This is a genomic window from Mycolicibacterium boenickei, from assembly GCF_010731295.1.
In the GTDB taxonomy this organism is placed as follows: domain Bacteria; phylum Actinomycetota; class Actinomycetes; order Mycobacteriales; family Mycobacteriaceae; genus Mycobacterium; species Mycobacterium boenickei.
Window position 1 is genome coordinate 4,837,088 of the sequence record NZ_AP022579.1, and the last position, 22,024, is coordinate 4,859,111.

At 67.9% G+C, this 22,024-nt stretch carries 17 protein-coding genes; 6 read left to right on the forward strand and 11 right to left on the reverse strand.

The window, feature by feature from the left end; all coding sequences use genetic code 11:
• Window positions 1-49: 49 nt before the first annotated feature.
• Window positions 50-1,399, reverse strand: coding sequence for a replication-associated recombination protein A (locus tag G6N57_RS23035; RefSeq protein WP_077739235.1), 1,350 nt, complete (start codon window positions 1,397-1,399; stop codon window positions 50-52).
• Between the two features lie 31 nt (window positions 1,400-1,430).
• A complete protein-coding gene (locus G6N57_RS23040; RefSeq protein WP_077741714.1) occupies window positions 1,431-2,264 on the reverse strand; it encodes a DUF3097 domain-containing protein in 834 nt (277 codons plus the stop codon).
• Between the two features lie 57 nt (window positions 2,265-2,321).
• Between G6N57_RS23040 and G6N57_RS23045 the strand changes: the two genes are divergently transcribed.
• Window positions 2,322-2,912 (forward strand): hypothetical protein, encoded by a 591-nt coding sequence (locus G6N57_RS23045; protein WP_077741713.1) that lies wholly within the window; start codon window positions 2,322-2,324, stop codon window positions 2,910-2,912.
• On the opposite strand, the gene G6N57_RS23050 is transcribed toward G6N57_RS23045, so the two are convergent.
• Window positions 2,896-3,216 (reverse strand): DMT family transporter, encoded by a 321-nt coding sequence (locus tag G6N57_RS23050; protein WP_077739234.1) that lies wholly within the window; start codon window positions 3,214-3,216, stop codon window positions 2,896-2,898. The two genes, G6N57_RS23045 and G6N57_RS23050, sit on opposite strands and share 17 nt — an antisense overlap.
• Window positions 3,213-3,866 (reverse strand): FMN-dependent NADH-azoreductase, encoded by a 654-nt coding sequence (locus G6N57_RS23055; protein ID WP_077739233.1) that lies wholly within the window; start codon window positions 3,864-3,866, stop codon window positions 3,213-3,215. The genes G6N57_RS23050 and G6N57_RS23055 overlap by 4 nt, the downstream gene beginning before the upstream one ends.
• 96 nt (window positions 3,867-3,962) lie before the next feature.
• Between G6N57_RS23055 and G6N57_RS23060 the strand changes: the two genes are divergently transcribed.
• Window positions 3,963-4,595 carry a TetR/AcrR family transcriptional regulator gene (locus G6N57_RS23060; protein ID WP_234815827.1) on the forward strand — a complete coding sequence of 211 codons (633 nt, stop codon included), beginning with the start codon at window positions 3,963-3,965 and terminating at the stop codon, window positions 4,593-4,595.
• Here G6N57_RS23060 and G6N57_RS23065 read toward each other — a convergent pair.
• From G6N57_RS23065 to G6N57_RS23080, 4 genes are read right to left on the reverse strand one after another with little or no spacing between them, the layout of a single operon-like run.
• Window positions 4,585-5,610 (reverse strand): zinc-binding metallopeptidase family protein, encoded by a 1,026-nt coding sequence (locus G6N57_RS23065; protein ID WP_077739231.1) that lies wholly within the window; start codon window positions 5,608-5,610, stop codon window positions 4,585-4,587. The genes G6N57_RS23060 and G6N57_RS23065 overlap by 11 nt on opposite strands.
• Window positions 5,603-6,520, reverse strand: a complete 918-nt coding sequence (locus tag G6N57_RS23070) for a transglutaminase family protein (RefSeq protein WP_077739230.1) — start codon at window positions 6,518-6,520, stop codon at window positions 5,603-5,605. Before G6N57_RS23070 ends, G6N57_RS23065 begins: the two co-directional genes overlap by 8 nt.
• Window positions 6,517-9,207 carry a circularly permuted type 2 ATP-grasp protein gene (locus tag G6N57_RS23075; RefSeq protein WP_077739229.1) on the reverse strand — a complete coding sequence of 897 codons (2,691 nt, stop codon included), beginning with the start codon at window positions 9,205-9,207 and terminating at the stop codon, window positions 6,517-6,519. Before G6N57_RS23075 ends, G6N57_RS23070 begins: the two co-directional genes overlap by 4 nt.
• On the reverse strand, window positions 9,207-12,512 hold the full coding sequence (locus G6N57_RS23080; RefSeq protein WP_097926378.1) for a transglutaminase family protein: 3,306 nt from the start codon (window positions 12,510-12,512) through the stop codon (window positions 9,207-9,209). Before G6N57_RS23080 ends, G6N57_RS23075 begins: the two co-directional genes overlap by 1 nt.
• A 130-nt stretch (window positions 12,513-12,642) precedes the next feature.
• On the opposite strand from G6N57_RS23080, the gene G6N57_RS23085 reads away from it, so the two are divergent.
• Complete coding sequence (locus G6N57_RS23085) at window positions 12,643-13,383, forward strand: GAP family protein (RefSeq protein ID WP_234815828.1); 741 nt, start codon at window positions 12,643-12,645, stop codon at window positions 13,381-13,383.
• Here the strand turns inward: G6N57_RS23085 and G6N57_RS23090 are convergent.
• Window positions 13,370-14,299, reverse strand: coding sequence for a DUF389 domain-containing protein (locus G6N57_RS23090; RefSeq protein ID WP_077739228.1), 930 nt, complete (start codon window positions 14,297-14,299; stop codon window positions 13,370-13,372). The genes G6N57_RS23085 and G6N57_RS23090 overlap by 14 nt on opposite strands.
• 83 nt (window positions 14,300-14,382) lie before the next feature.
• Window positions 14,383-14,847 carry a winged helix-turn-helix transcriptional regulator gene (locus G6N57_RS23095; RefSeq protein ID WP_036444563.1) on the reverse strand — a complete coding sequence of 155 codons (465 nt, stop codon included), beginning with the start codon at window positions 14,845-14,847 and terminating at the stop codon, window positions 14,383-14,385.
• Between the two features lie 96 nt (window positions 14,848-14,943).
• Between G6N57_RS23095 and G6N57_RS23100 the strand changes: the two genes are divergently transcribed.
• Entirely contained in the window at window positions 14,944-16,131 is a 1,188-nt protein-coding gene (locus G6N57_RS23100; protein ID WP_077741711.1) for a thiolase family protein, read from the forward strand.
• A 75-nt stretch (window positions 16,132-16,206) separates the two neighbouring features.
• Here the strand turns inward: G6N57_RS23100 and G6N57_RS23105 are convergent, their stop codons facing one another.
• Entirely contained in the window at window positions 16,207-16,656 is a 450-nt protein-coding gene (locus tag G6N57_RS23105; RefSeq protein ID WP_077739227.1) for a nitroreductase family deazaflavin-dependent oxidoreductase, read from the reverse strand.
• 169 nt (window positions 16,657-16,825) lie between these two features.
• On the opposite strand from G6N57_RS23105, the gene G6N57_RS23110 reads away from it, so the two are divergent.
• Window positions 16,826-21,115, forward strand: a complete 4,290-nt coding sequence (locus G6N57_RS23110) for an AAA family ATPase (RefSeq protein WP_234815829.1) — start codon at window positions 16,826-16,828, stop codon at window positions 21,113-21,115.
• Between the two features lie 92 nt (window positions 21,116-21,207).
• Window positions 21,208-22,023, forward strand: coding sequence for a hypothetical protein (locus tag G6N57_RS23115; protein WP_234815830.1), 816 nt, complete (start codon window positions 21,208-21,210; stop codon window positions 22,021-22,023).
• Window position 22,024 lies beyond the last annotated feature (1 nt).

Consider the following 22,024-nt stretch of genomic DNA (forward strand, 5'->3'; position numbering starts at 1 on the left):
CCAAGTTAGAGCGAGGTTTTGAGGCTGTCAAGGTGTGGGACTGCGGGACTCAGCGCCGGATGCGCCGGATGATGGCCCGCAGCTTGTCCACCCGGGTTGTCAGCTCGCGTTCGAAGCCGCGTCCGGTCGGCTGGTAGTAGTCCGTCCCCACCAGCTCGTCTGGCGGATACTGCTGCGGCACAACACCATCGGGATGATCGTGGGCGTATTTGTAGCCGACCGCATTGCCGAGCTTCTGCGCACCCGAGTAGTGACCGTCCCGCAGGTGCGGAGGCACCAGCCCGGCCTTGCCTGCCCGAATGTCGCTCATCGCCGCGCCCAGCGCGGTGGTCACCGCATTGGACTTGGGCGCGGTGGCCAGATGCACGGTGGCGTGCGCCAGCGTCAGCTGCGCTTCGGGCATGCCGATCAGCTGCACGGTCTGGGCCGCGGCGACCGCGGTCTGCAGCGCGGTGGGATCGGCCATACCGATGTCCTCGCTGGCCAGGATCATCAACCGGCGCGCCACGAAGCGGGGGTCCTCCCCCGCCACCAGCATCCGGGCCAGGTAGTGCAACGCCGCGTCGACGTCGGATCCGCGGACCGACTTGATGAAGGCGCTGACGACGTCGTAGTGCTGATCCCCGTCGCGGTCATAGCGCACCGCAGCCTTGTCCAGCGACTGCTCGATGATCTCGAAAGAAATGACGCCACCGGGCCCTCCGGCTGTTTCGGATGCCACCTCCAACGCGGTCAGCGCGCGGCGCGCGTCACCCGCGGAGAGCTGCACGAGGAGCGCGACGGCCTCGTCGGTGACCTCGACCGAGCCACCCAGACCCCGCGGGTCGGTGATCGCGCGGCGCAGCACCGTCTCGATGTCGCGTGGGGTCAACGGCTGCAGCTGCAGGATCAGGGACCGCGAGAGCAGCGGCGCGACCACCGAGAACGACGGGTTCTCGGTGGTGGCGGCGACCAACAGCACCACCCGGTTCTCCACCGCCGCCAGCAGCGCATCCTGCTGGGTCTTGGAGAACCGGTGCACCTCGTCGATGAACAGCACGGTCTGTTCGCCGTGGACGGCCGCGCGCCGGGCGACGTCGATCACGGCACGGACCTCCTTGACCCCGGCGCTGAGCGCCGAGAGAGCCTCGAACCGGCGGCCGGTGGCCTGCGAGATCAGCGAGGCCAGGGTGGTCTTGCCGGTACCGGGCGGGCCGTAGAGGATGACCGACGCGGCGCCGGACCCCTCCACCAGGCGGCGCAACGGCGAACCGGCCTGCAGCAGATGGGTTTGGCCGACGACCTCGTCGAGCCCGGCCGGACGCATCCGCACGGCCAGTGGTGCGGTGCCGGGTGCGGCCAACGCACCCGAGGCTTCGGCACCCGGCTCACCCGGCACGTCGAACAAACTGTCGGACACGCCTTCTGCTTACCACGCCGGAGCGACGAAGCTACGCCGGTGCCGTCACGAAATCGATGAGCTCCTCGACCCGGCCGATCAGCGCGGGCTCCAGGTCGTTCCAGTCGCGGACCCGGCCGCGGATCCGCTGCCAGGCCCGGGCGATGTCGGCCTGGTCGTGGTGCGGCCAGCCCAGCGCCTCACAAATGCCGTGTTTCCATTCCACGTTGCGCGGGATCGTCGGCCAGGCCTTCATCCCGAGCCGGGCCGGCTTGACGGACTGCCAGATGTCGACGAACGGGTGCCCGACCACCAGCGTGTGCTCACCGCCCGGGCCGCGCCGCACCGCCTCGGCGATTCGCGCTTCCTTGGAGCCGGTGACCAGGTGATCGACCAGAACCCCCAGCCTGCGGCCCGGTCCGGGCGCGAACTCGGCCACGATGTCGGCCAGGTCGTCGACGCCGCCGAGGTATTCGACGACAACGCCCTCGATGCGCAGATCGGCGCCCCAGACCTGCTCGACGAGCTCGGCGTCGTGGCGGCCCTCGACGTAGATCCGGCTGGCGAGCGCGACGCGGGCCTTGGCATTGGGTACCGCGACCGATCCGGACGCCGTGCGGGCCGGTGCCGCGGTCCGTTTGGGCACCACGAGGCTCACCGGCTTGCCGTCGATCAGGAAACCCGGCCCCATCGGGAAGGCCCGGACTTTGCCCCGGCGGTCTTCGAGCTCGACCCGGCCGCCCTCGATCCGCACCACCGCACCCACGTAGCCGCTCTGGGCGTCCTCGACGACCAGGCCCTTTTCCGCGGGCTGTTCCGTGGAGCGAGTCAGCTTGGGCTTGTGCGGGTTTCGGGACAGGATGTCGGAACCGTAGCGATCAGTCACGCGGCGATCGTAGAAACGCCGGCGGCGATCACGGGGTTGCGACATACGATCGTGATCGTGCTGTTAGATCGGCCGACTGCCGATGGCATTGCCGACGGGACCATCTCGCTGGTGTTGCGACGCTGGGACCGGCCCCGGGCCAAGCCCGGGGGCACCCAACGCACGCAGGCCGGCACGATTCGCATCGAGTCGGTCACCGAGCGTCCTGGTGACTACCGGGTGACGGCCGCGCAGGCCCGTGCCGCCGGCTATCCGGATGCGACGACGGCGCAGGCTCAGCTCGACCGGCGGTCCGCGGCACACACCTACCTCATCGGGGTGTCGTACCTCGGGCCGGACGAGCGGCCCGAGCTCGCCGCCGATGACGCGCTCACCGATGCCGACGTCACGGCGATCTCCGCCCGGCTGGCCCGCTGGGACGCTGCCACTGAACCGTGGACGCGTCGGCACCTCGAGATGATCGCGGCCAACGAGGCCGTGCGCGCGCCCGATCTGGCGGCGCGCGTCGGCCTCGAGGTACCCCGGTTCAAGCGCCGCGTGCGCCAGCTCAAGGGGCTGGGCCTGACCATCAGCCTCGACGTCGGCTACCGGCTCGCCCCGCGCGGGCGCGCCTATCTGGCCGCGACCGGGCTCAGTCGGGATTCGTGAGCCGGGCGAGCACGATCCCGCCGACGATCATCGACAGGGCGAGCGCGCGCCCCGCGCTCAGCGGGTCACGGTGGATCAACACACCGAGCGCGATCGCACCGACCGCACCGATGCCGGTGAAGACGGCGTATGCGGTGCCGACCGGAAGGCCCCGCATCGCCAGCGACAGCAGATACACCGACAGGGCCCCGATCGCCACACAGACGACGGTGGGCAGCGGCCGGGTGAATCCGTCGGTCGGCTTGATGCTCTGCGACCAGGCGATCTCGACCAGTCCCGCCAGGCCCAGTAGCAGCCAACTCATTTCGCGTACTCCGCGGCGAGGGTGCGCGCCGCGGACAGCGCGGCAGTCAGAGACTTGTCGTGTGCGTCACGGAACTGAGCCAGCGCGGGATCTACCCGCGCATTGGCCATCTCGGCATTGATGAACACGGTGTCGGTGACAGCGTAGTGACCGGCGAAGAAATCCCGCAGGAACCGTTCCTGGTAGTCGAACGCGGCCTTGGGAGCGCCGGGCGAGTATGCGCCGCCACGGGCGGTCGTCACCACGAAGCGCCTGGGTGCCAGGGACATTCGAGGAAACGTCACCTGATCGAGCCAGGCCTTGAGTGAGGCCGGGATCGAGTAGTTGTACATCGGGGTGGCGATCAGCACGATGTCGGCCGCGCGGATCTCTTCCAGCAGCGGTTGCACGACCGCCCACGCGGCCGCGCGTTCCGGGGTACCCGCCAACTCTTCGAGCCGGTCCAGATCGGTGCTGCCCGCGGCCAGCACCGCGTCACAGAGCTCCGTCCAGCCCTCATCGATGAACGGCACCGGATCTCTCGCCACATCGCGGTACAGGTACCGCCCGTCGGGTCGGGCGGCGCGCCAGGCCTGGGCGAACTCCGCGCCGATCTGGCGACTGATGGAGCGGACACGGGCGCTCGCGTCGACGTGAAGAAGCGTGGTCATGGCAACCTCCAAATAAGTGGACGATTTGTCCGGTTGAGCATGAGCCACAACCGGACAAATTGTCCACTTATTCCGGCCATCGGTTACAGTGCAGTGGTGGAAATCGGCGCAGACCTCCTTGCGACCGACGAGGCCGGGCCCGAGCGGAACGGCACGGAGCGGGCGGACGCGGCGCGCAACCGCGCGAAAATCCTTGCCGCGGCGGCCAGTGTGTTCACCACGCGCGATCCCCGGACAGTCACCATGGACCACATCGCCACCGCGGCCGGGGTCGGACGCGGAACGCTCTACCGGCGCTACCCCAGCACCGCGGCCATCGCCCTGGCCCTGCTCGACGAGCACGAGCGTGTCCTGCAACAACAGCTGATCTCGGGCGCCCCGCCGCTGGGGCCCGGCGCGGCTCCGGCCGACCGGCTCGCCGCGTTCTACGCCGCGATGGTCACCCTGCTGGACACTCACGCCGACCTGGCGCTGGGCGCCGAAGCCGGAGGCGCGAGATACACCACCGGCGCATACGGGTTCTGGGCCGCGCACGTGCGCGCGTTGCTGACGGAAGCCGATGTCGCCGAACCTGATTCACTGGTCGACGTGTTGCTGGCCCCGCTGGCAGCGGAGAATTTCGCCCACCAGCGTGCGCGCGGACTCGGCGTCGATCAGATCAGCGGGGCACTCTCCCGGCTCGCACACGCGATGCTGGCCCCGTCCGGACCACGGCGGGTCAGGCGGTGACCTCGTCGATGACGGTGTGCACGAACCGCATCTTCTCCAGCACCGCGGGCGGCAACACGAACGGGTAGAGATCGTCGTGACCCATCGACCGGTTCACCATGTTCAACGACCACGCCAGCGGCAGCCACATCTCGATGATGGTGTCGAAACCGCTGGGCCCCAGAATCTTCCGCTCGAACGTTGCCCCGGCCGGGGCGAACCCGAAGGCTGCCGCGGTATCGAGGGTGTCGCGGATGTGCAGATAGTGCGCGAAGGTCTCGGCCCAGTCCTCGGCGGCGTGCATGGTGGCGTAGGACGAGACGAAATCGTCCTCCCAGCCCGCAGGCGGGCCGTTCTGGTAATGCCGGTCCAGCGCGGCTTGATAGTCGGCGTCCGGGTCCCCGAACAACTCACCGAACCGCGCGGAGTACTCCGACGACGGAGCTACCAGGCGATAGAAGTAATAATGCCCGATCTCATGACGGAAGTGGCCCAACAAGGTTCGGTACGGCTCGGCCATCGCGATGCGTAACTGCTCGCGGTGCACATCGTCGCCCTCGGCGAGATCGAGGGTGATGACCCCGTTGTGATGGCCGGTGAAGACCTTCTCGGCTTCACTGGACAGCAGGTCGAACGCCAGGCCGAACTCGGGGTCCTGGTCACGGCCGACGATCGGCAGTTTCAACTCGTGCAGTTCGGCGATCAGCCGGCGCTTGGCCCGCTCCGCCTCTGCGAACGACGCCAGGGCTGCGGTATCAGTGTCGGCAGGCCGGGTCCGGGTCAGTGCGCACGAGGCGCACAACTGGTCCCCCTGTCCGATCCGGACGAGCCAATTGCATTCGGCCAGATGCAGATTCGCACACAGCTGATATTGATCCTCATCGACGGCACCGGCGTGACCGTTCTGATCGGTGTCGGTGATGACCAGCAACGCCATGTCGTCGAGTGAGAACCCCAGTGCGCTGCCGCACGAAAGGCACAGGGAGTTCTCGAAGGCGAGATGCTGGCCGCAGCTCGGGCAGGTGAAATCACGCACGCAGGGAACCTCCTCGATCCGGCGAGTACGGCGCCACATCCACGGACACCTCGATCACGCTACTGTCCGAATCCGTGTAGATGATGCCGCGCAGCGGGGGCACATCGGCGTAGTCGCGGCCGAATCCAGCCACGATGTAGCGCTCGTCGACCATCTGGTCATTGGTGGGATCCAGTCCCAGCCAGACGTTCTGCGGCGTCCACACCGACGCCCAGGCATGTGTCGCGTCCACCCCGACCATGCGTTCCTTGCCCGGCGGCGGATCGGTGGCCAGATAGCCGGAGACATAGCTGGCAGCCAGGCCGTTGGCCCGCAGGCAGGCGATCGCCAGCCGGGCGAAGTCCTGACACACCCCTTCACGTGCCGCGAGCACCTCGGCCACCTGAGTGGACACCGTGGTCGAGCCGGACCGGTAGGTGAAGTCTGCGTAGATCCTCGACGTCAGCTCGCGCAGTACCTCGATCAGCGGCCGTCCTGGCACGAAGCTCGGTGCCGCGTACTCCCGCACGGCATCGGTGATCTCCGGCGGCGAGAGGTCCAGGGTGAATTCGGCGGCAAGCGCGCCGTCGCCGCCGACGGGCCGGGCCAGCTCCCACGGCGCTCGGGCCGACGCACCGGAATAGTATTCGGGCGCAGGCGGATCCACCTGGACCACCGAGTGGCTGGTGATGCTCAACGTGCGGTGCCGTTCGGTGACATGGAAATACGAGCTGATGTTGCCGTAGGCGTCGCGGCTGGTGGAGCGATCAGCCGCGTCCGGGTCGATCACCAGCTCGTGGGACAGGCAGCGCTGCCAGTCCAGATCACGAGGGGTGAGGAAGCCACGGCCGTACGAGCTCGTGACATCGTCGGAGTAGCGGTAGACCGTGCGATGCGTGATGTCGTAGCACCGGGTTGCGGGTTCGGTCACGGCACCACCCGCCGTTCGTCAGGTCCCCACAGCGGTTGCATGCCGCCGGGCAGCGACAGGTGGGCCGCGGTGATGACGCCGGACAGGTCCCGCAGACCGGCATGCATCCCGTCGAGCAGGGCGGTCAATTCAGCCCGCGCCCCGTCCGCGGTGACCTCCTCGAGGTCGGCCGGGTCGAGCCGGCGCAACCGGGTCGCGAGTTCGTCGACCAGCCGTTCCGAGCGCGACGACCCCGACGATCCGGGCAGCGTCTTGAGACCGGAGCGGATGCGCTCCAGCTGATAGATCAACGACCTCGGGTTCTCCGCATCGAACAACACCAGTTCGGCGATCGCCGCGATCCGGATCTGGCCCGGGTTGCGCCGTCGGTAGATCACCGACGATTCGCAGGCCACCAGGGTCGATTCGGTCACCGCGCGTTCGGCTTCGGCGCCACGCATCGTCGTCAGGGTGGCTCGCAGCAGCGCGGTCAGCGCCAGGCCGCGCTCGATGCGTTTGCCGAGATCCATCATGGTCCAGCCGATGTCCTGCACCATCGACTCCGCTGCCACCCCCGACAACGCCAGCATTCCGGCCAGGGTCTGGCTGTGCGCGTTGGCAAGGTAAAGATCTGCCGCAGTGGGCGATTCGGGCGGTGCGGCAGACGGCCGAAGCACCGCGCGTTCGACTCCGGCCAGCACCATCCAGGTGTCGTTGGACATCTGGTCACGCACCGCGCGGGCGGCCAGCGCGAGGCGTTCGACCGATTGGGCGAGCGAGCCCGGCCGGTGCCGGTCTGCCGTGGCCGACCAGAGTGTGGCCGGCGCGATCGCGACCATCTCGTGGTCGTCGTCGGCGTCGCCGGTGTCGGTTCCGGTGATCGCCCCGAGCGCGGCCAGCAACACCGGGACGCACTGGCTCTCTTCCAGATCCGGGCGATAGCGGAACTCGTGGTAGCGCTCCCTGGTGACGGTGAGCAAGCGGGCCATGCTCTCGGCACGTTCGGCGTAGCGGCCCATCCAGAACAGATCGGAGAGGACACGCGGGGAACTGACGGCTCGCGTCGGGCTGGGTATCGCGCCGGGAGCCACCAGCTCCACCGAGACCACCGGGGCCCGCTCGGCGGTGACCCGCTGCGGGGTACGCACCCAGACATCCTTTGCGGCAAGGGTGTTCATGCGGTATGCGGCGTTTCCCGGTGCGACCACATAACCCAACCCACCGATCATCGGGGCGTAGCCGCCGCGCTGGGCCACGGTGAACAACCGCATGCCGACATCGCCCGCGGACAACCCTTTGGGCCGGTAATCGGTTGGTGCGGTGGAGAACTGAGGAAGCTCCTGCCCCACCCACTCCCCCGGCTCGGCGTCGATCCGGGCGGCCAGGTCGTCGCGCTGCGCGGCCGACAGCGCCGGGCCGACGATCGTCTCACCGCCACTGACGGGCCGGATCAACAACGAGGTCAGCTTGGTCAGCAGGTGAGAGCGCTCGATGTCGATGCCGCCCCAGTACATCGGGGCCGTCGGCAACTGTGGGGTCTCGTCCAACAGCAACTCGGCCAGCTGCGGCAGAAACCGTGCCACGCCGGGACTTTCCATGATCCCGCTGCCCAGCGTGTTGACCACGGTCACCGCGCCACGGCGCAACACCTCGACCAGACCCACCACACCCAGCCGGGAATCGGGCCGCAGGTCGAGTGGATCCACATAGTCGGCGTCGACCCGGCGCAACACCACGTCCACCCGTTTGAGGGTGCCCAGCGAGCGCATCCACAGCGTGCCGTCGCGGACCACCAGATCGGCGCTCTCCACCAAAGGGAAGCCGAGCACACCGGCCAGGTATGCCTGGTCGAAGGCGGTCTCGGAATGGATACCGGGACTGAGCACCACGACGACGGGCTCCTGGGATCCCTCGGGCGCCGCGTCCAGAAGGGCCAGGCGCAGCGCCTGCGCCCACGGCGAGGCCGGCCGCGGGCCGACCCGCTCGTACAGATCGGGGGCGGCATGCGCGATCACCCGGCGGTCGGCCAGCGCATATCCGGCACCCGAGGGTGCCTGCGTCCAGTCCGCATTCACCACGAAGGACCCGTCGGCGCCGCGGCTGACATCGCAGCCGTGCATGAACAACTGATGACGTCCCGGCACCGCGATGCCGCGGGCGGCGCGCACGTACCCGGGATGGCCGAACAGCAATGGGGCCGGCAGTACTCCGCTGGTGATCGATCGACGGGCACCGTACAGGTCGGTGAGGATCGCATCGAGCAGCCGGGAGCGCTGTACCAAACCCGATTCCAGGGAATCCCAGTCCTGCGCCGAGATCACCAGCGGCAGCGCATCGAGATGCCAAGGCCCCGGCACGGCGGTGCCGTCGCCGTCGGTCACCACCTCCCCGTGGCGGTCCACCTGGATGTAGGTGATGCCGTCGTTGTCGACGAGACCGCGCACCACGGCACGCAGCCGGTCCAAGCCGTCGCGGCCCCGCTCGCCGACGCCCTCGGCCAGCTCGCGCCAGGCCGGGCGGACGTTGCCCGCGGCGTCGACCAGCTCGTCGTAACCGGCTCCGGCACCGTCGTCGCGGACATCGAACAGCGCTCGCTGGGCCCTCGAACCGCGGTAGGCGGCCAGCAGCCCGTCAACATCCACACCGGTGTTCACGGCAACACCAGTGGCTTGGGCGGACTCCGGTGAGCCGTTCGCACGTAGAACCATCAGTTAAGAACGGTACGCACCCGACGCAGGTCCAGAATTCCGGGCGCGCCGAGATCAGTCGATTGACGCGCCTGCTTCTCCCGTAGGTCCGCCATGTCGATGGTGCCGGGTGTGAATCCCGTCGCCTCGAACCGGCGGCCACGCCGCGACTCGGCCTCGACCGCGTTGACCGGCGGGGTGTCGTAGGACCGGCCGCCCGGATGCGCCACGTGGTAGGTGCAGCCGCCCTTGGACTGTCCTGTGGTGCAGTCCACCAGTTCAAACCGCAGCGGGGAGTCCACGGTGATGGTCGGGTGCAGCGCGCTGGGCGGCTGCCAGGCGCGGAACCGCACGCCGCCGACCTGGATGTCGGGATTGTCGGTGGCCAGCAGCGGGATCGGGTAACCGTTGGCGGTCACGATGTAACGGTGCCGGTCGGCTCCGACCAGCCGCACCTGGACCCGCTCCACCGACGAGTCGACGTAGCGGGCGGTGCCGCCGCCGGTCGACTCCTCACCCAACACGTTCCACGGTTCGATCGCACCGCGCAGCTCGATCTCCACCCCGTCATAGACCGCGGTTCCCACCCGGGGGAACCGGAATTCGGTGAAGGGATCCAGCCAGCTGGTGTCGAAGTTGATGCCGTGCGCCCGCAGGTCGGCGGCAACTTGCGCGATGTCATGAATCAGGAAGTGCGGCAACAGGTATCGGCCATGCAGGTTGGCGCCGTGACGGATCAGCGGGGCCCGCAGCGGCTCCTCCCAGAATCTGGTGACCAACGCCCGCACCAGCAGCGACTGCACCATCGCCATCTGGAAGTGCGGAGGCATCTCGAAACCCCGCAATTCCAGCAGCCCCAGGCGCCCCCGTGCGCTGTCGGGGCTGTAGAGCTTGTCGATGCAGAACTCGGCGCGGTGGGTGTTGCCGGTGAGGTCGGTGAGCAGATGCCTCAGGGCGCGGTCGACCACCCACGGCTGAGCCGATCTGCCGGAACCGGTCAGCCGCGCGATCTCGGCGAAGGCGATCTCCAGCTCATAGAGGGCCTCCGGACGCCCCTCGTCCACCCGTGGCGCCTGTGACGTGGGGCCGATGAACCGACCCGCGAACAGGTAGGACAGCGACGGGTGGCGCTGCCAGTAGGTCAGCAGTGACACCAACAGATCCGGTCGGCGCAGCAGCGGCGAATCGGCGGGCGTGATGCCGCCGAGGGTGATGTGGTTGCCGCCGCCGGTTCCGCCGTGCGTGCCGTCCACATCGAACGACTCGGTGGACAAGCGCGCCTGCCTGGCCTGCTCGTAGAGGGTCTCCAGCTGCTGCCTCTGCTCGGCGAAGCCGGCGGTCGGCGCGACGTTGACCTCGATGACACCCGGATCCGGGGTGATCGACATGGACGCGACGCGGGCGTCCGGCGGCGGCCCGTACCCCTCGATCACCACGGGGATGTCCAGCTTGGCGGCCGCGGACTCGATGCGGGCCACGAGGTCGACGAAATCGTCGAGTTCCTCGGTCGGGGGCAGGTAGATGTACAGGAACCCGGAGCGGATCTCGGCGACCAGTGCGGTCGTGGGCGCGTCGTCGGCGGGCTCGAGCGCGGCCTCATCAGGTTCGGCGCGCGTCTCGGTGCCCGCGGCCAGCGGGTCGGCGTCATACGCCGGGCGCGGCGGCTGCCAGCTGATGGCATTGAGCGGCAGCCGCAGCCCCGCCGGTGAATCCCCCTCGGTGAGCACGATCCGCCCGCGTCGCAGCCGCCAGTCGGCACTGGCCCAGCCGGCGCCGTCCGCACGGCGGTGCAGCGGTAGCACGTAGGCGGCGGGCTGATCGACCGAGGCATCGAGCCGGGCCAGCAGGGCCGCCCGGCCCTCCGGGGTGTCGTCGGCCAGGTCGTCGTCGGTGGCCACCGGCTCGCCGGCCGGCTGTCGCACGGCGGCCGCCAAGCGGCTCAGCGGATCCTCGAACGCCGGACGAACCTGGCCGGCCGGGAGCCCGAATTCGGCGGCGAGCGCCGCCAGGACACGGCGGCCGGCGTCGTCGGACAAGGAGGGAACCTCACCACTCCAAGGGTCGGCGAGCAGCGCCGCGTCGTTCCACAACGGCTGGCCGTCGGTACGCCAGAACAGGCCGATCTGCCAGCGCGGCAGGGGCTCTCCCGGATACCACTTGCCCTGGCTGCGCTGGACCAGCCCGGCCGGGGCCCACACCGCCTTGAGCCGGGCCGCGAGCGCCGACGCTCGTTCCCGCTTGTGCACGCCGTCGGCGTCGGTGGTCCATTCCGGGTCGACCTGGTTGTCGATCGAGACGAACGTCGGCTCGCCCCCGACGGTGAGCCGGACATCGCCGTCGGCCAGACGCCGATCCACCTCGGCGCCCAGCTTCGTGATCGCCGCCCACGCCTCATCGGTATAGGGCAGCGTCACCCTCGGGTCCTCGTGGATGCGGGTGACCACGTTGGAGAACTCCAGCGTGGACTCGCACGGACCGGTGGCACCGCTGATCGGGGCCGCCGATTCCGGGTGCGGAGTCGCCGAGAGCGGGATGTGACCCTCGCCGGCGAACAGTCCCGAGGTCGGGTCGAGACCGATCCAGCCCGCACCCGGGATGTACGCCTCGGCCCAGGCGTGAAGATCGGTGAAATCCGCGGCGGGGCCCGAGGGGCCGTCGAGCGCCTCCACGTCGGAGGTCAGCTGCACCAGATAGCCCGAGACGAACCGGGCCGCCAGACCGAGCTGACGCAGGATCGACACCAGCAGCCAGGCCGAGTCACGGCACGAGCCGATTCCGGTGCGCAGCGTGACATCCGGGGTCTGCACACCGGGTTCCATCCGGACCGAGTAGCCGACATCGGCGTTGACCGCCCGGTTGAGAGCCACCAGGTAATCGATCGTGCGCGTGCCGGGCGGCACGGTGAAATTGCTCACCCACGCCTTGACGAGTTCGCCAGGACCGGACCCCTCACCCTCCTCGTCGACCGGACGCAGATACGGCTTGAGGTCCTCGAGCAGGGCAGCGGGGTACCGGAAGCCAACGTTTTCCGCGTATTCCTCGATGAAGAAGTCGAACGGGTTGATCACCTTGAGATCGGCGATGAGCCCCACGGTGATGGTCAGGGTGCGGGCCCGGTCCGGAAACACCAAGCGCGCCAGGAAGTTACCGAACGCGTCCTGCTGCCAGTTGATGAAGTGGCCGGCCGGCTCGACGGTCAGTGAATACGCTTCGATCGGGGTGCGTGAGTGCGGCGCCGGGCGCAACCGGATGACATGTGGATGCAGCTCCACCAACCGGTCGAAGGTGTAGCTGGTGCGGTGCTCCAGCGCCACTTTGATCCCCATCTGCAAATCCCACCACAAGGTGAACTCCCCCGCACTGCGTGCGAAGGCCCGCCCGCGCGGACACGCCCGGATTCGGCCGGATTCGGTCGGCGCTGGTTGAATTCAGCGGTGAAGCAACTGAGGTGAAGGGATGTGGCCGCCGCCGATGTGGAGCACCGTGCTGGTGATGGCCGCCGTGGCGGCAATCGACCCTCTGAGAATCGGGGTCGTTGCCTTCATGCTGTCGCGGTCACGGCCGGTGCGGTTGCTGCTCCCGTTCTTCCTCTTCGCCTTCACCGCCAATGTCGCGGTGGGTGCTGCGGTGGTGTTCGTGTTCAAGAACGCCACCAGCGACGGCGGAAGCACGATGCCGCCGGGACTGGAGATCGGCATCGGCGCCGTGGCGCTGGTGATCGCGGTCCTTTCTGCCACCGGGCAGCTCGAACGCCTGGTCAACCGCGTGCGGTCACGCCGGGCCGTTCCGGCCGTGGTGGGCGACGGCGACGGCGCGCCCACCGAGGATGCGGTACCGGGTCTGTCGAAACTGCCGGCCGGAATGCAGGCCGCACTGCGCGGCGAGGCGCCGTGGGCAGCGGCGCTGCTGGGTCTGATCAACGGTTTTCCCACGCCCTACTACCTGGCGGCGATGGCCGCGGCCCTCACCTCGGGCGCCGCGCTGGCCGAGCAGATGGCCGCGCTGGTCGCGTTCAACCTGGTCGGTTTCCTGGCCGCGCTGATCCCCATCATCAGCTTCTGGGTCGCGCCGGAGGCCACCCGGTCGGGTGTCGAGCGGTTGTACGCCTGGATGGGGCGTCACCATCGCCTCGTGGTGGCAGTGATCGCAGGCGCGGTCGGGGTGTACTTCCTGGCCGCGGGCATCAGCCACTTGTGACGGCGCGGCGCACCTTCGCGCGACGGTAGACCGCGAGCGTCAGCACCCCGGCCAGGGTGATACCCAGCAGGTTGACCAGCAACTGCAGCACGGAATTGGCGGCGACGCCCCAATCGCCCACGGTCGCGGCCACCACCGCGAAACCCGCGGCGGGGACCGTCGTCACCGAGATGAAGACACCCACCAGCGCCGCCGATTTCGACGACACCAGCGACAGCATTCCGGCCGCGCCGGCCAGCAGCGCGACGACGAACGAGAACGGTCCCACCTGGAAGATGAAGTCGACCTGGGTGAGTTCACTGAACGTGGTCACCTGCACCCAGCCCAGCGCCTCGAAGCCCAGCGTCGCGAGCCCGGTCACGACCATGGCCACCGGGAAACCGACCAGCAGCGCCGCCCCGGCCCGCCGGGCCAGCGATACCCGGCGCTGGACGAGCGCGACGGCGAGCGCCGCGAGCGGACCGAACTCCGGCCCCACCACCATGGCTCCGACCACCGTGATGGCCGAATCCGTCACCACACCGATGGCGGCCAGCAGGCACGCGATGCACAGGAACGTCAGGTAGGTGACGCTGAGGCTGGACTCCTCGCGGGTCCGCGCAACCAGTTCATCCCAGATCACCGCATCGGCGCCGTCGCCGCCCGCGGCATCCTCGGCGTGATAGGCCGCGCTCGACAGGACTGTGTCGAGCGGCTCGAGGGTGATCGCGCCCGAGTGATGGATGTCAAGGGATTTGAGGCGCTCTACGACGTCATTGGCGGCTTCCCTGGCGACATCCGCGGTGATCTCGTCGCCCGCAGGGTCGACCGCGACACCGGAATGCACCACGATGTCGGTGACACCGGGGTCAGAGTGCAGGACGTTGAGCACCGGACCGCGCAGATCGGCCGGCGCTATGACACGTAGGTGCAGCACGGGCCGAGAGTAGCGTTGCCTGCCTGCGTTGACTTGGAACTGGCGCTGCGTTTGTACGAGTAGCGGTGTGCGTGGATTCGAAGTCAACGCTCGTAACGGACGACGAGCTCCTCCGGGGGCACCTGGTGTCCTTCCTCACAACGGATTTCGACGCCGGCCAGGGCACCGCAACCGTCATGCGCGAGCCGCAGCCCCGTGTCGCCCAGGTGTTTGCGCCCCCACTCGAACATCGCCCACACCACCGGCATGAAGTCGGTTCCGGATTCGGTCAGTACATATTCGTCGCGTTCGCGCTGACCGGGCTCGCGATAGGGCCGCTTTGCCAGCAACCCGGCCGCGACGAGGTCAGACAGCCGCGCCGAGGTTGCCGCTTTGGTGATACCGACCCGGCGGGCGAAGTCGTCGAATCTGGTGGTGCCGTAGAAGGCCTCGCGCATGATCAGCATCGCCGACTTGGTGCCCGCGAACGCCATGGTCCTCTCGATCGGGCAATGACCCACTGCCGACCAGCTGTCCCGGTCGGCGAGCTTGCCCTGCAGCATTCCCACGGAATCAAACCCCATCCCTGAGTTGTTCTAACTATACCCAGGTGCTATACCTGGGTAGTCATCACAATACTCAGCGTGGAGCATCAGGAGGCCAAGATGACCGGATATGCAGACCGGGACGCAGTCATCGTCGGAGCGGTCCGGACCCCGATCGGCAAAGGCAAGGCCAACGGCGCACTGCACGGCGTTCTGCCGGCGGATCTACTCGCGCACAGCCTGCGAGAGCTGATCACCCGAACCGGCGTAGACCCGGTGCTCGTCGACGACGTCATCGCGGGGGCCGTGACCCAGGTCGGCGACCAGGCCGTCAACATCGCGCGCAACGCCCTGCTGGGTGCGGGCCTCCCCGAAACCGTCCCCGGGACCACCGTGGACCGCCAGTGCGGCAGCAGCCAGCAGGCGATCAGCTTCGCGGCCCAGGGTGTCCTGGCCGGCGCCTACGACATCGTGATCGCCGCCGGCGTGGAGTCCATGTCGCGGGTGCCGATGGGCAGTTCGGTGTTGCCGGGCAGCGACCCGTTCGGTCTGGCCTTCGCCGAGCGCTACTCGGAAGGCCTTGTCCCGCAAGGCATCAGCGCCGAGTTGATTGCGGCGAAATGGGGCTTCTCCCGGGCTCAGCTGGACGAGTTCTCCGCGGGCAGCCACGAAAAGGCCGCCCGGGCCACCAAAGACGGCTTGTTCGACGCCGAACTCGCGCCGGTCGCCGGGCTGAGCACCGACGAGATCATCCGGCCCGGAACGACGGTCGACACCCTTTCCGGGCTGAAGCCAGCGTTCTACAACGAGGCGTATGCCGCGCGCTTCCCGCAGATCAACTGGGAGATCACCCCGGGCAACTCGTCACCGCTGTCCGACGGCAGCGCGGCGGTGATGATCACCAGCGGTGCGACGGCCAGAAAGCTAGGGCTCAGGCCGCTCGCGCGTATTCATACCACCACCGTCGTGGGATCCGATCCGCTGTACATGCTGACCGGCGTCATCCCGGCCACCGAAAAGGTATTGGCGCGTGCGGGTCTGACCCTGCCGGACATCGACCTGTTCGAGGTCAACGAGGCGTTCGCGCCGGTGGTACTGGCCTGGGCACACGACACGGGTGCCGACCTGAGCAAGACGAACGTCAACGGTGGCGCGATCGCGATCGGGCATCCGCTGGGCGCCAGCGGGGCACGCATCATGACCACCCTGGTCAATGCGCTCGAGCAGCGAGGCGGCCGCTACGGCCTGCAGACGATGTGTGAGGGCGGCGGCATGGCCAACGCCACCATCATCGAACGACTGGGTTGACCCACGCCGAAACGGTATTCCAGCAGAGAAAGTGCGGGTAGCGGCCTGCTGGAATACCGTTTCGGCGCAAAGGCGCTAAGCGCGGACGATCTCGAACAACGGGATGGCCCGCGTGGTGTTGGCCTGATATTCGGCGAACACTGGCGCGGCCTCGGCGATCTTCGGATAGGCCGCGTCGCGCTCGGCATCCGGCAGTTCCCGGGCCGTCGCGTCGTAGGCCTCGGTGCCCAACTCGATACGTACCTTCGGATTGGCCCGCAGGTTGTGCACCCACGCGGGGTCTTTCGGCGCACCCGCGTACGACCCCACGATCAGCATCTTGCCGTCGACGGTCAGATAGGCCAGCGGTGAGAGTCGTGGCTTGCCCGACTTCGCGCCGGTGGTGTGCAGCAACAGCAGGTCAGCTTGTTCGAACTGGCCGCCGACCTTGCCGCCGTTGGCCCGGAATTCCTCGACCACGTTCCGGTTGAAACCATCGAGGAATTCCGTGTCGGTGTAGAACTTGCCCTTGTCCATCTCGGTCATGACTTCTCCAGCTTCTCCGGCGGCGCTTCTATTCCACTATGTGTGTCTCGGGTCGGTTCCAGACGCGTGAAAACGCGCCGAAAACCGCAGGCTCCTGCGATCCTGGCTATCTCTGACGATTCGGTCAATTCGCCTTGGACCGCCCAACCGGAGAGGGGCACTACGTGCGGTGACATCGGCGACGCTCGACATCGATGGCCGCGTGGTCGACCGACGACGCGAGCTCGGCGAACTTCGCGCCGCGGCCGCGTCGGCCGAACGGGACGGCGGGACATCCGTGCTCATCAGCGGGGTTCCCGGGGTGGGCAAGTCGACCGTCCTCCAGGCCTTCGGCGACGAGCTCGCGCACCGCAACTGCACTTTCGCCTACGGCCGTTGTCGAGACGGCGCCGCGGCCCCGTATGCGGCGATAGGTGATGCGCTCACCTCGCTGGTCCATTCCATGATGGCGGCCGCCCCGGCGGAACGCGAAGTGTGGCGGGCCGATCTCAGTGTCGAAACATCGCCGCTGACAGGCGTTCTCGGGGATCTCGTACCAGAGCTCGCCGACGCACTCGGCGGGGTCGCGCCGGTGGCCGACCTCGATGCCGCCGAGACCCGCCGCCGCCTGCACCGCGCCGTGATCCGGCTGCTTTCGGTCACCGCCGCCCACCGGACGGTCGTACTCGCCATCGATGACCTGCAATGGGCAGACCAGGACTCACTGTTGCTGCTGTCGGAGTTGCTGGCCGTGGCCCCCCGCAGCGTTCTGGTGCTCGGCGCGTACCGCGCAGGCGAATTCGACGCAGCCACAGCCGGCCTCACCTCCCCGTACCTCCACAGTCTGGAACTCGACACCCTCGCGCCCGGCGACGTCGAGGAACTGCTCGCCGACGTGACGGGCCGCAGCCTCGAGCTGGCCGAGGTGGCCGCCGAATTCCAGCACCGCACCGGGGGGAATCCCCTCCAGATCCGCCAATTGCTGTACCGCGCACAGCGCGAAGGAGCCCTGAACCCCGTCGGCGACGGCGAGGACCCCGTCTGGGATCTGCGTGCGTTGTCCTCGATCGAGGTCTCCGCCACCGAGGCGGAGTTTCTCGGCAGCTACCTCAACCAGTTGCGTCCGCCGGATCTCGCGGTGTTGAGCTCGGTGTCGTGCATCGGCGGCGAGTTCGACCTGGCCGATGCCGCGGTAGCCGCTGCGAAACCATCAGACATTGCGGCACAGGCACTTTGGGCGTGCATGGAGCTGCGGCTCGTTGAGGCGGTCGACAGTGGCGGCCGGCGCATCGCGAATGCGATCAGCCGTGACGCCCGCTACCGCTTCAGTCACGACCGGGTCGCCGAGACCGCGCGGGCCTACCTTTCCGACGATGCACAGCGCGACGTGCACCTACGGCTGGGCAGGCGGCTGGTCGGAATGGGTGACGAGCGGTTGTTCGAAGCCGCGCGGCACGTCGGGATCGGCGGTCTGGGCGGCACCGACGACGCCGAACGCATCCGCTTCGTCGACGTATTGCGCCGCGCCGCCCGGAAAGCCCGGGTTCAGGCGTCGTTCCCGTTGGCGCTGGAGTACTGCCGCAGTGCGCTGAGGCTGCTCGGTCCCCAGCGTTGGGCCACGCATTTCCCATTGGCCAGGGAGCTGCAGCTCGACGCCGCGGACGCGGCACTGCTCGTCGGCGACGTTCCGGCGTTGTTCACCCTGCTCGACGAGGCCGACGGGGCGTTGTCCGAGCCGGCCGACCGCGCCCGGCTCGCCTACCTCCGGCTCAAGGGACGCGTCGCGCAGAACCGGTTGCGGGACGCGCTCGAGATCGGGCTGGCCGCGCTCGACGAGTTGGGCGAACCGCTGCCCGCCGAAGCGGGCAAGCCCCGAATGGCGAACGCGATGCTCCGGATGCGACTGACGATGCGACGTTGGAGCAACGAGCGGCTGCTCGGCCTGCCGGTCTGCCGCGATCCGCGCGTTATCGAACTACAACGGATCCTCGCCGAGATGCGCAGCATGTCCTACATCGTCCGGCCGAACCTGTTTCCGCTGCTGGTGCGCAAGCAGCTCGAACTCACCCTGGCCCACGGTCATACGCCGACCTCTCCCCTGGTCTTGGCCAGCTACGGCCTCCTGTTGGTCATACTGGGTGACCGCGCCGGGGCCCAGCGGTTCGGCGAAGTCGGGCTACAGCTCGCCGAGCGTCCAGAATTCCGGGAAGCCCGGCCGCAGACGCTGTTCATGCACCTCAATTTCATCCACCACTGGCGGCACCCCCTGCGCGATGGGCTCGGGTTGTTACGTGGCGCCGTCACCGAGGCCCTCGACCAAGGCGATCAGGAGTACGCCGGTTTTCTGGCCGCGACACTGATCTCCCAGTCGTTCTGGGTGGGCCGCCCGCTGGCCGAGATCGACGCGCTGGCCCAGTCCCTGATCCCTCAGTTCCGTTCCCAACGCGCACCGAGCATGCTCTGCCAGGCGCAGCAGCAGATGGCCCTCAACCTGATGGGCCGGTGTGAGGATCCGCTGCTGCTGGCCGGTGAGAGCGGCTACGACGAGCGGGAAGTGCTGGCCGCGGCGCAGCGCGAGGGCGACGAGGTGGCCATGGGCATCGTCGCCGCGATGAAACAGGGGCTGTGCTTCTGGTCCGGCGATCACATCGGCGCCGTACCGTTCACGGAGGAGGCCGTCCGGCACATGGACGGTCTGGTCGGGACGTCCGTATCGCAGCTCGTATACCTGATCGGTGCGCTCAGCCTGATGCAGCGCTCGACCCGAGACCGCGCGACCGCGCGATTCGTCCGCCAGGCGATGTCGTTGCACCGCAAGTGCGCCGAGTCGGCACCGGACAACTACGCGGCTTCATACGAATTACTCCAGGGCTCCTGGGCGCGCGCCCGCCGCCACTACGGCGAGGCCGAACGCCACCTGCACCGGGCCATCGCGCTCGCCGAGACCCACCAGCTACCCATGATCGGCGCCCGGGCGCATGAGGAGGCTGCGCAGCTGTACGCCGAGACATCGCGAATCACGTTGCGCGACCATATGTTGCGATCCGCTTACCAACGCTGGCTCAGCCTGGGCGTGACGATCCGCACGGACTGGCTTGCCCAGCAGCACCCCTGGTTGCTCAGCCGCGATCTGGTCCATCCGGGCTCGGTCGGTATCGACCCCGTCGGCGCCCATCAGCTGCTGCGGGCGCTGTCCGGGGCTCGTACCGCCGACAGTGCGGCTCGCATCATCCTTGGCTCGGTCGCCGACACCACCGGCGCCGGGCGCGTGCAGCTGCTCACCAGGTCCGCCGACCGCTCCTGGGTAGTACGGGCCGGGTACGACCACGGCGCAATCGCGATTCTGGACGCGCGGGCGGACGATTCGGGTTACTACGACGCCGACCTGGTCCTGCGCGTCGCGGAGAGCGGCGTCGCACACCTGGCAGCCCACACGCTGGCATCGCCGATCCTGGTACAGGACAAAGTGATCGGCGTGATCTGCGCCCAGCGCGATGCGAACGACGGGCACTTCACATCCGACCAGCAGGAGGCCGTCACCTTCCTGTGCGCGCAGGCCGCCGCGCCATTGTGGAACTTCCAGCTCGAGGCGCAGTTGAAAGCCGCCGACGAATACCGGCAGTCATTGATCGACGTGCAGTCCAGATTCGTTCCCAACGAACTGCTGCGCATCCTCGACATCGACGACCTTCGCAGGGTGCGCGCCGGTTACCGTGTCGAGCGCGAGATGACGGTGCTGATCAGCGACATCCGTGGATACACGACGATGATCGAGGACATGAACGTGTCGGAGGCCGGCAATCTGGCCATGGGCTTCCTGCGCGCCGTCGAACTTCCGATCATCAGCTGCAACGGTTTCGTCCAGGACGTCCGGGGAGACGAGATCGTCGCCGTGTTCGATTCACCCGACGACGCCGTCCGGGCGGGTCTGGCAATGCTGCGCTCCTTGCGGGAGCACAACCGAGACCGGCAGGCGCACGGTTCCGAGGTACTGCGGGCGGGCATCGGCATCAACACCGGCACGGTGGGTGTCGGCCTGGTGGGCGGCGTCAACCGCATGGTGTTGACCATCATCGGCGATGCGGTGAACCTGGCCGCACGGATCGAGAGCACGAACAAGCGGTACGGATCGGCCTTGCTCATCTCCGATGCGACCAGGACAAGGTTGAGCCCGGGATTCGACATCCGGCGCCTGGAACGGGTGATGGTCGTGAACCGCCGCAGGCCGGTGACGATTTACGAAGTGTACGACGATGATTCGGATGCGCTCCGGGATATCAAGCGCGCAGCCGCCCCCGCTTTCGAAGAGGCCTTCACGCTGTTCGACTCCGGAGACGTCGACCGGGCCCGTATCGCCTTCAAGCGATGCCAGCGGTTGCTTCCCGACGATCCCGTCGCGCCACTGCACCTGGCGCACTGCGATGCGATGGCGCGGGGCGAGATGACCCCGGGACAGGAAGTGGCGCTACACCAGAAGTAGTTCACAGCAAAAACGCCCCAACCAGCTGTTCTGTCTGCCATGCTTTTCTGACCGGGGTCAGGGGGCACCAAATGTATTTGACTACAGAACAATTGGCCATTGCCAATCAGGCGGTCGTCGAGACCTTCGAGCAAACCTGCATCGCCTGGCAGGCCATCCCCCATTGGAACACCTGCGATCCGGGAGGGAGCCGGGTGCGCAACGACGTGGTCAACAATCCAGGCTTTCTGAAAGTCCGGTCCCGGCAGGTGAGTTTCAAAGTCACCCTCGTGCAGACCACTGCACCCACACTCGATTCTCTGATCGCCGAGGTGAATTGGGCGGCCACGAAACTCGCCCGCAAAGTCGACAACAAAGTCATCAGATCGCTTCGCATCAACGTGCCGAATGCCAACAGGATCTGGTTTCCTGCCCTATCCCCCCAGTATCTGTTGAACAACCTCATCGACGCCCGGGCGAAGATCGAGAACGCGGGTTACCGGGCCCCGTCCTGTCTGATCACCAATACCAAGGGACTCAAGGAACTCAGCAATCTCAAGGCCGGCTATCCCATCACCAACGAACTTCTGGCCAGCGCACACGTCAACTCACTGCACCGGGCTTCCCAGCTCTACCGGGAACTGACGGTGGTCGATTCGAAAGGCACGGATGACACGACTGCGCCGAAACAGTCGGGCACCGTCATGCTGATGATCGGGCGGCGCCAACTCATCGCGCATGCGGGTGCCCCTGAAGCGTCCTCGGGCGAAGAGCCGGTAGACCTCGCCATCGCCGTCGCGCCGAGCCTGGAGGTACTCGGAGAGACCAGCTTGTCGAGGATCGAGATGGCCGTCCGGATCCGGTTCGCGCTGCGGATCAAGGACAGGCGAAGCCTCGCGGCGCTGTACGGGAAGCCGCGCAAGAAGTAAT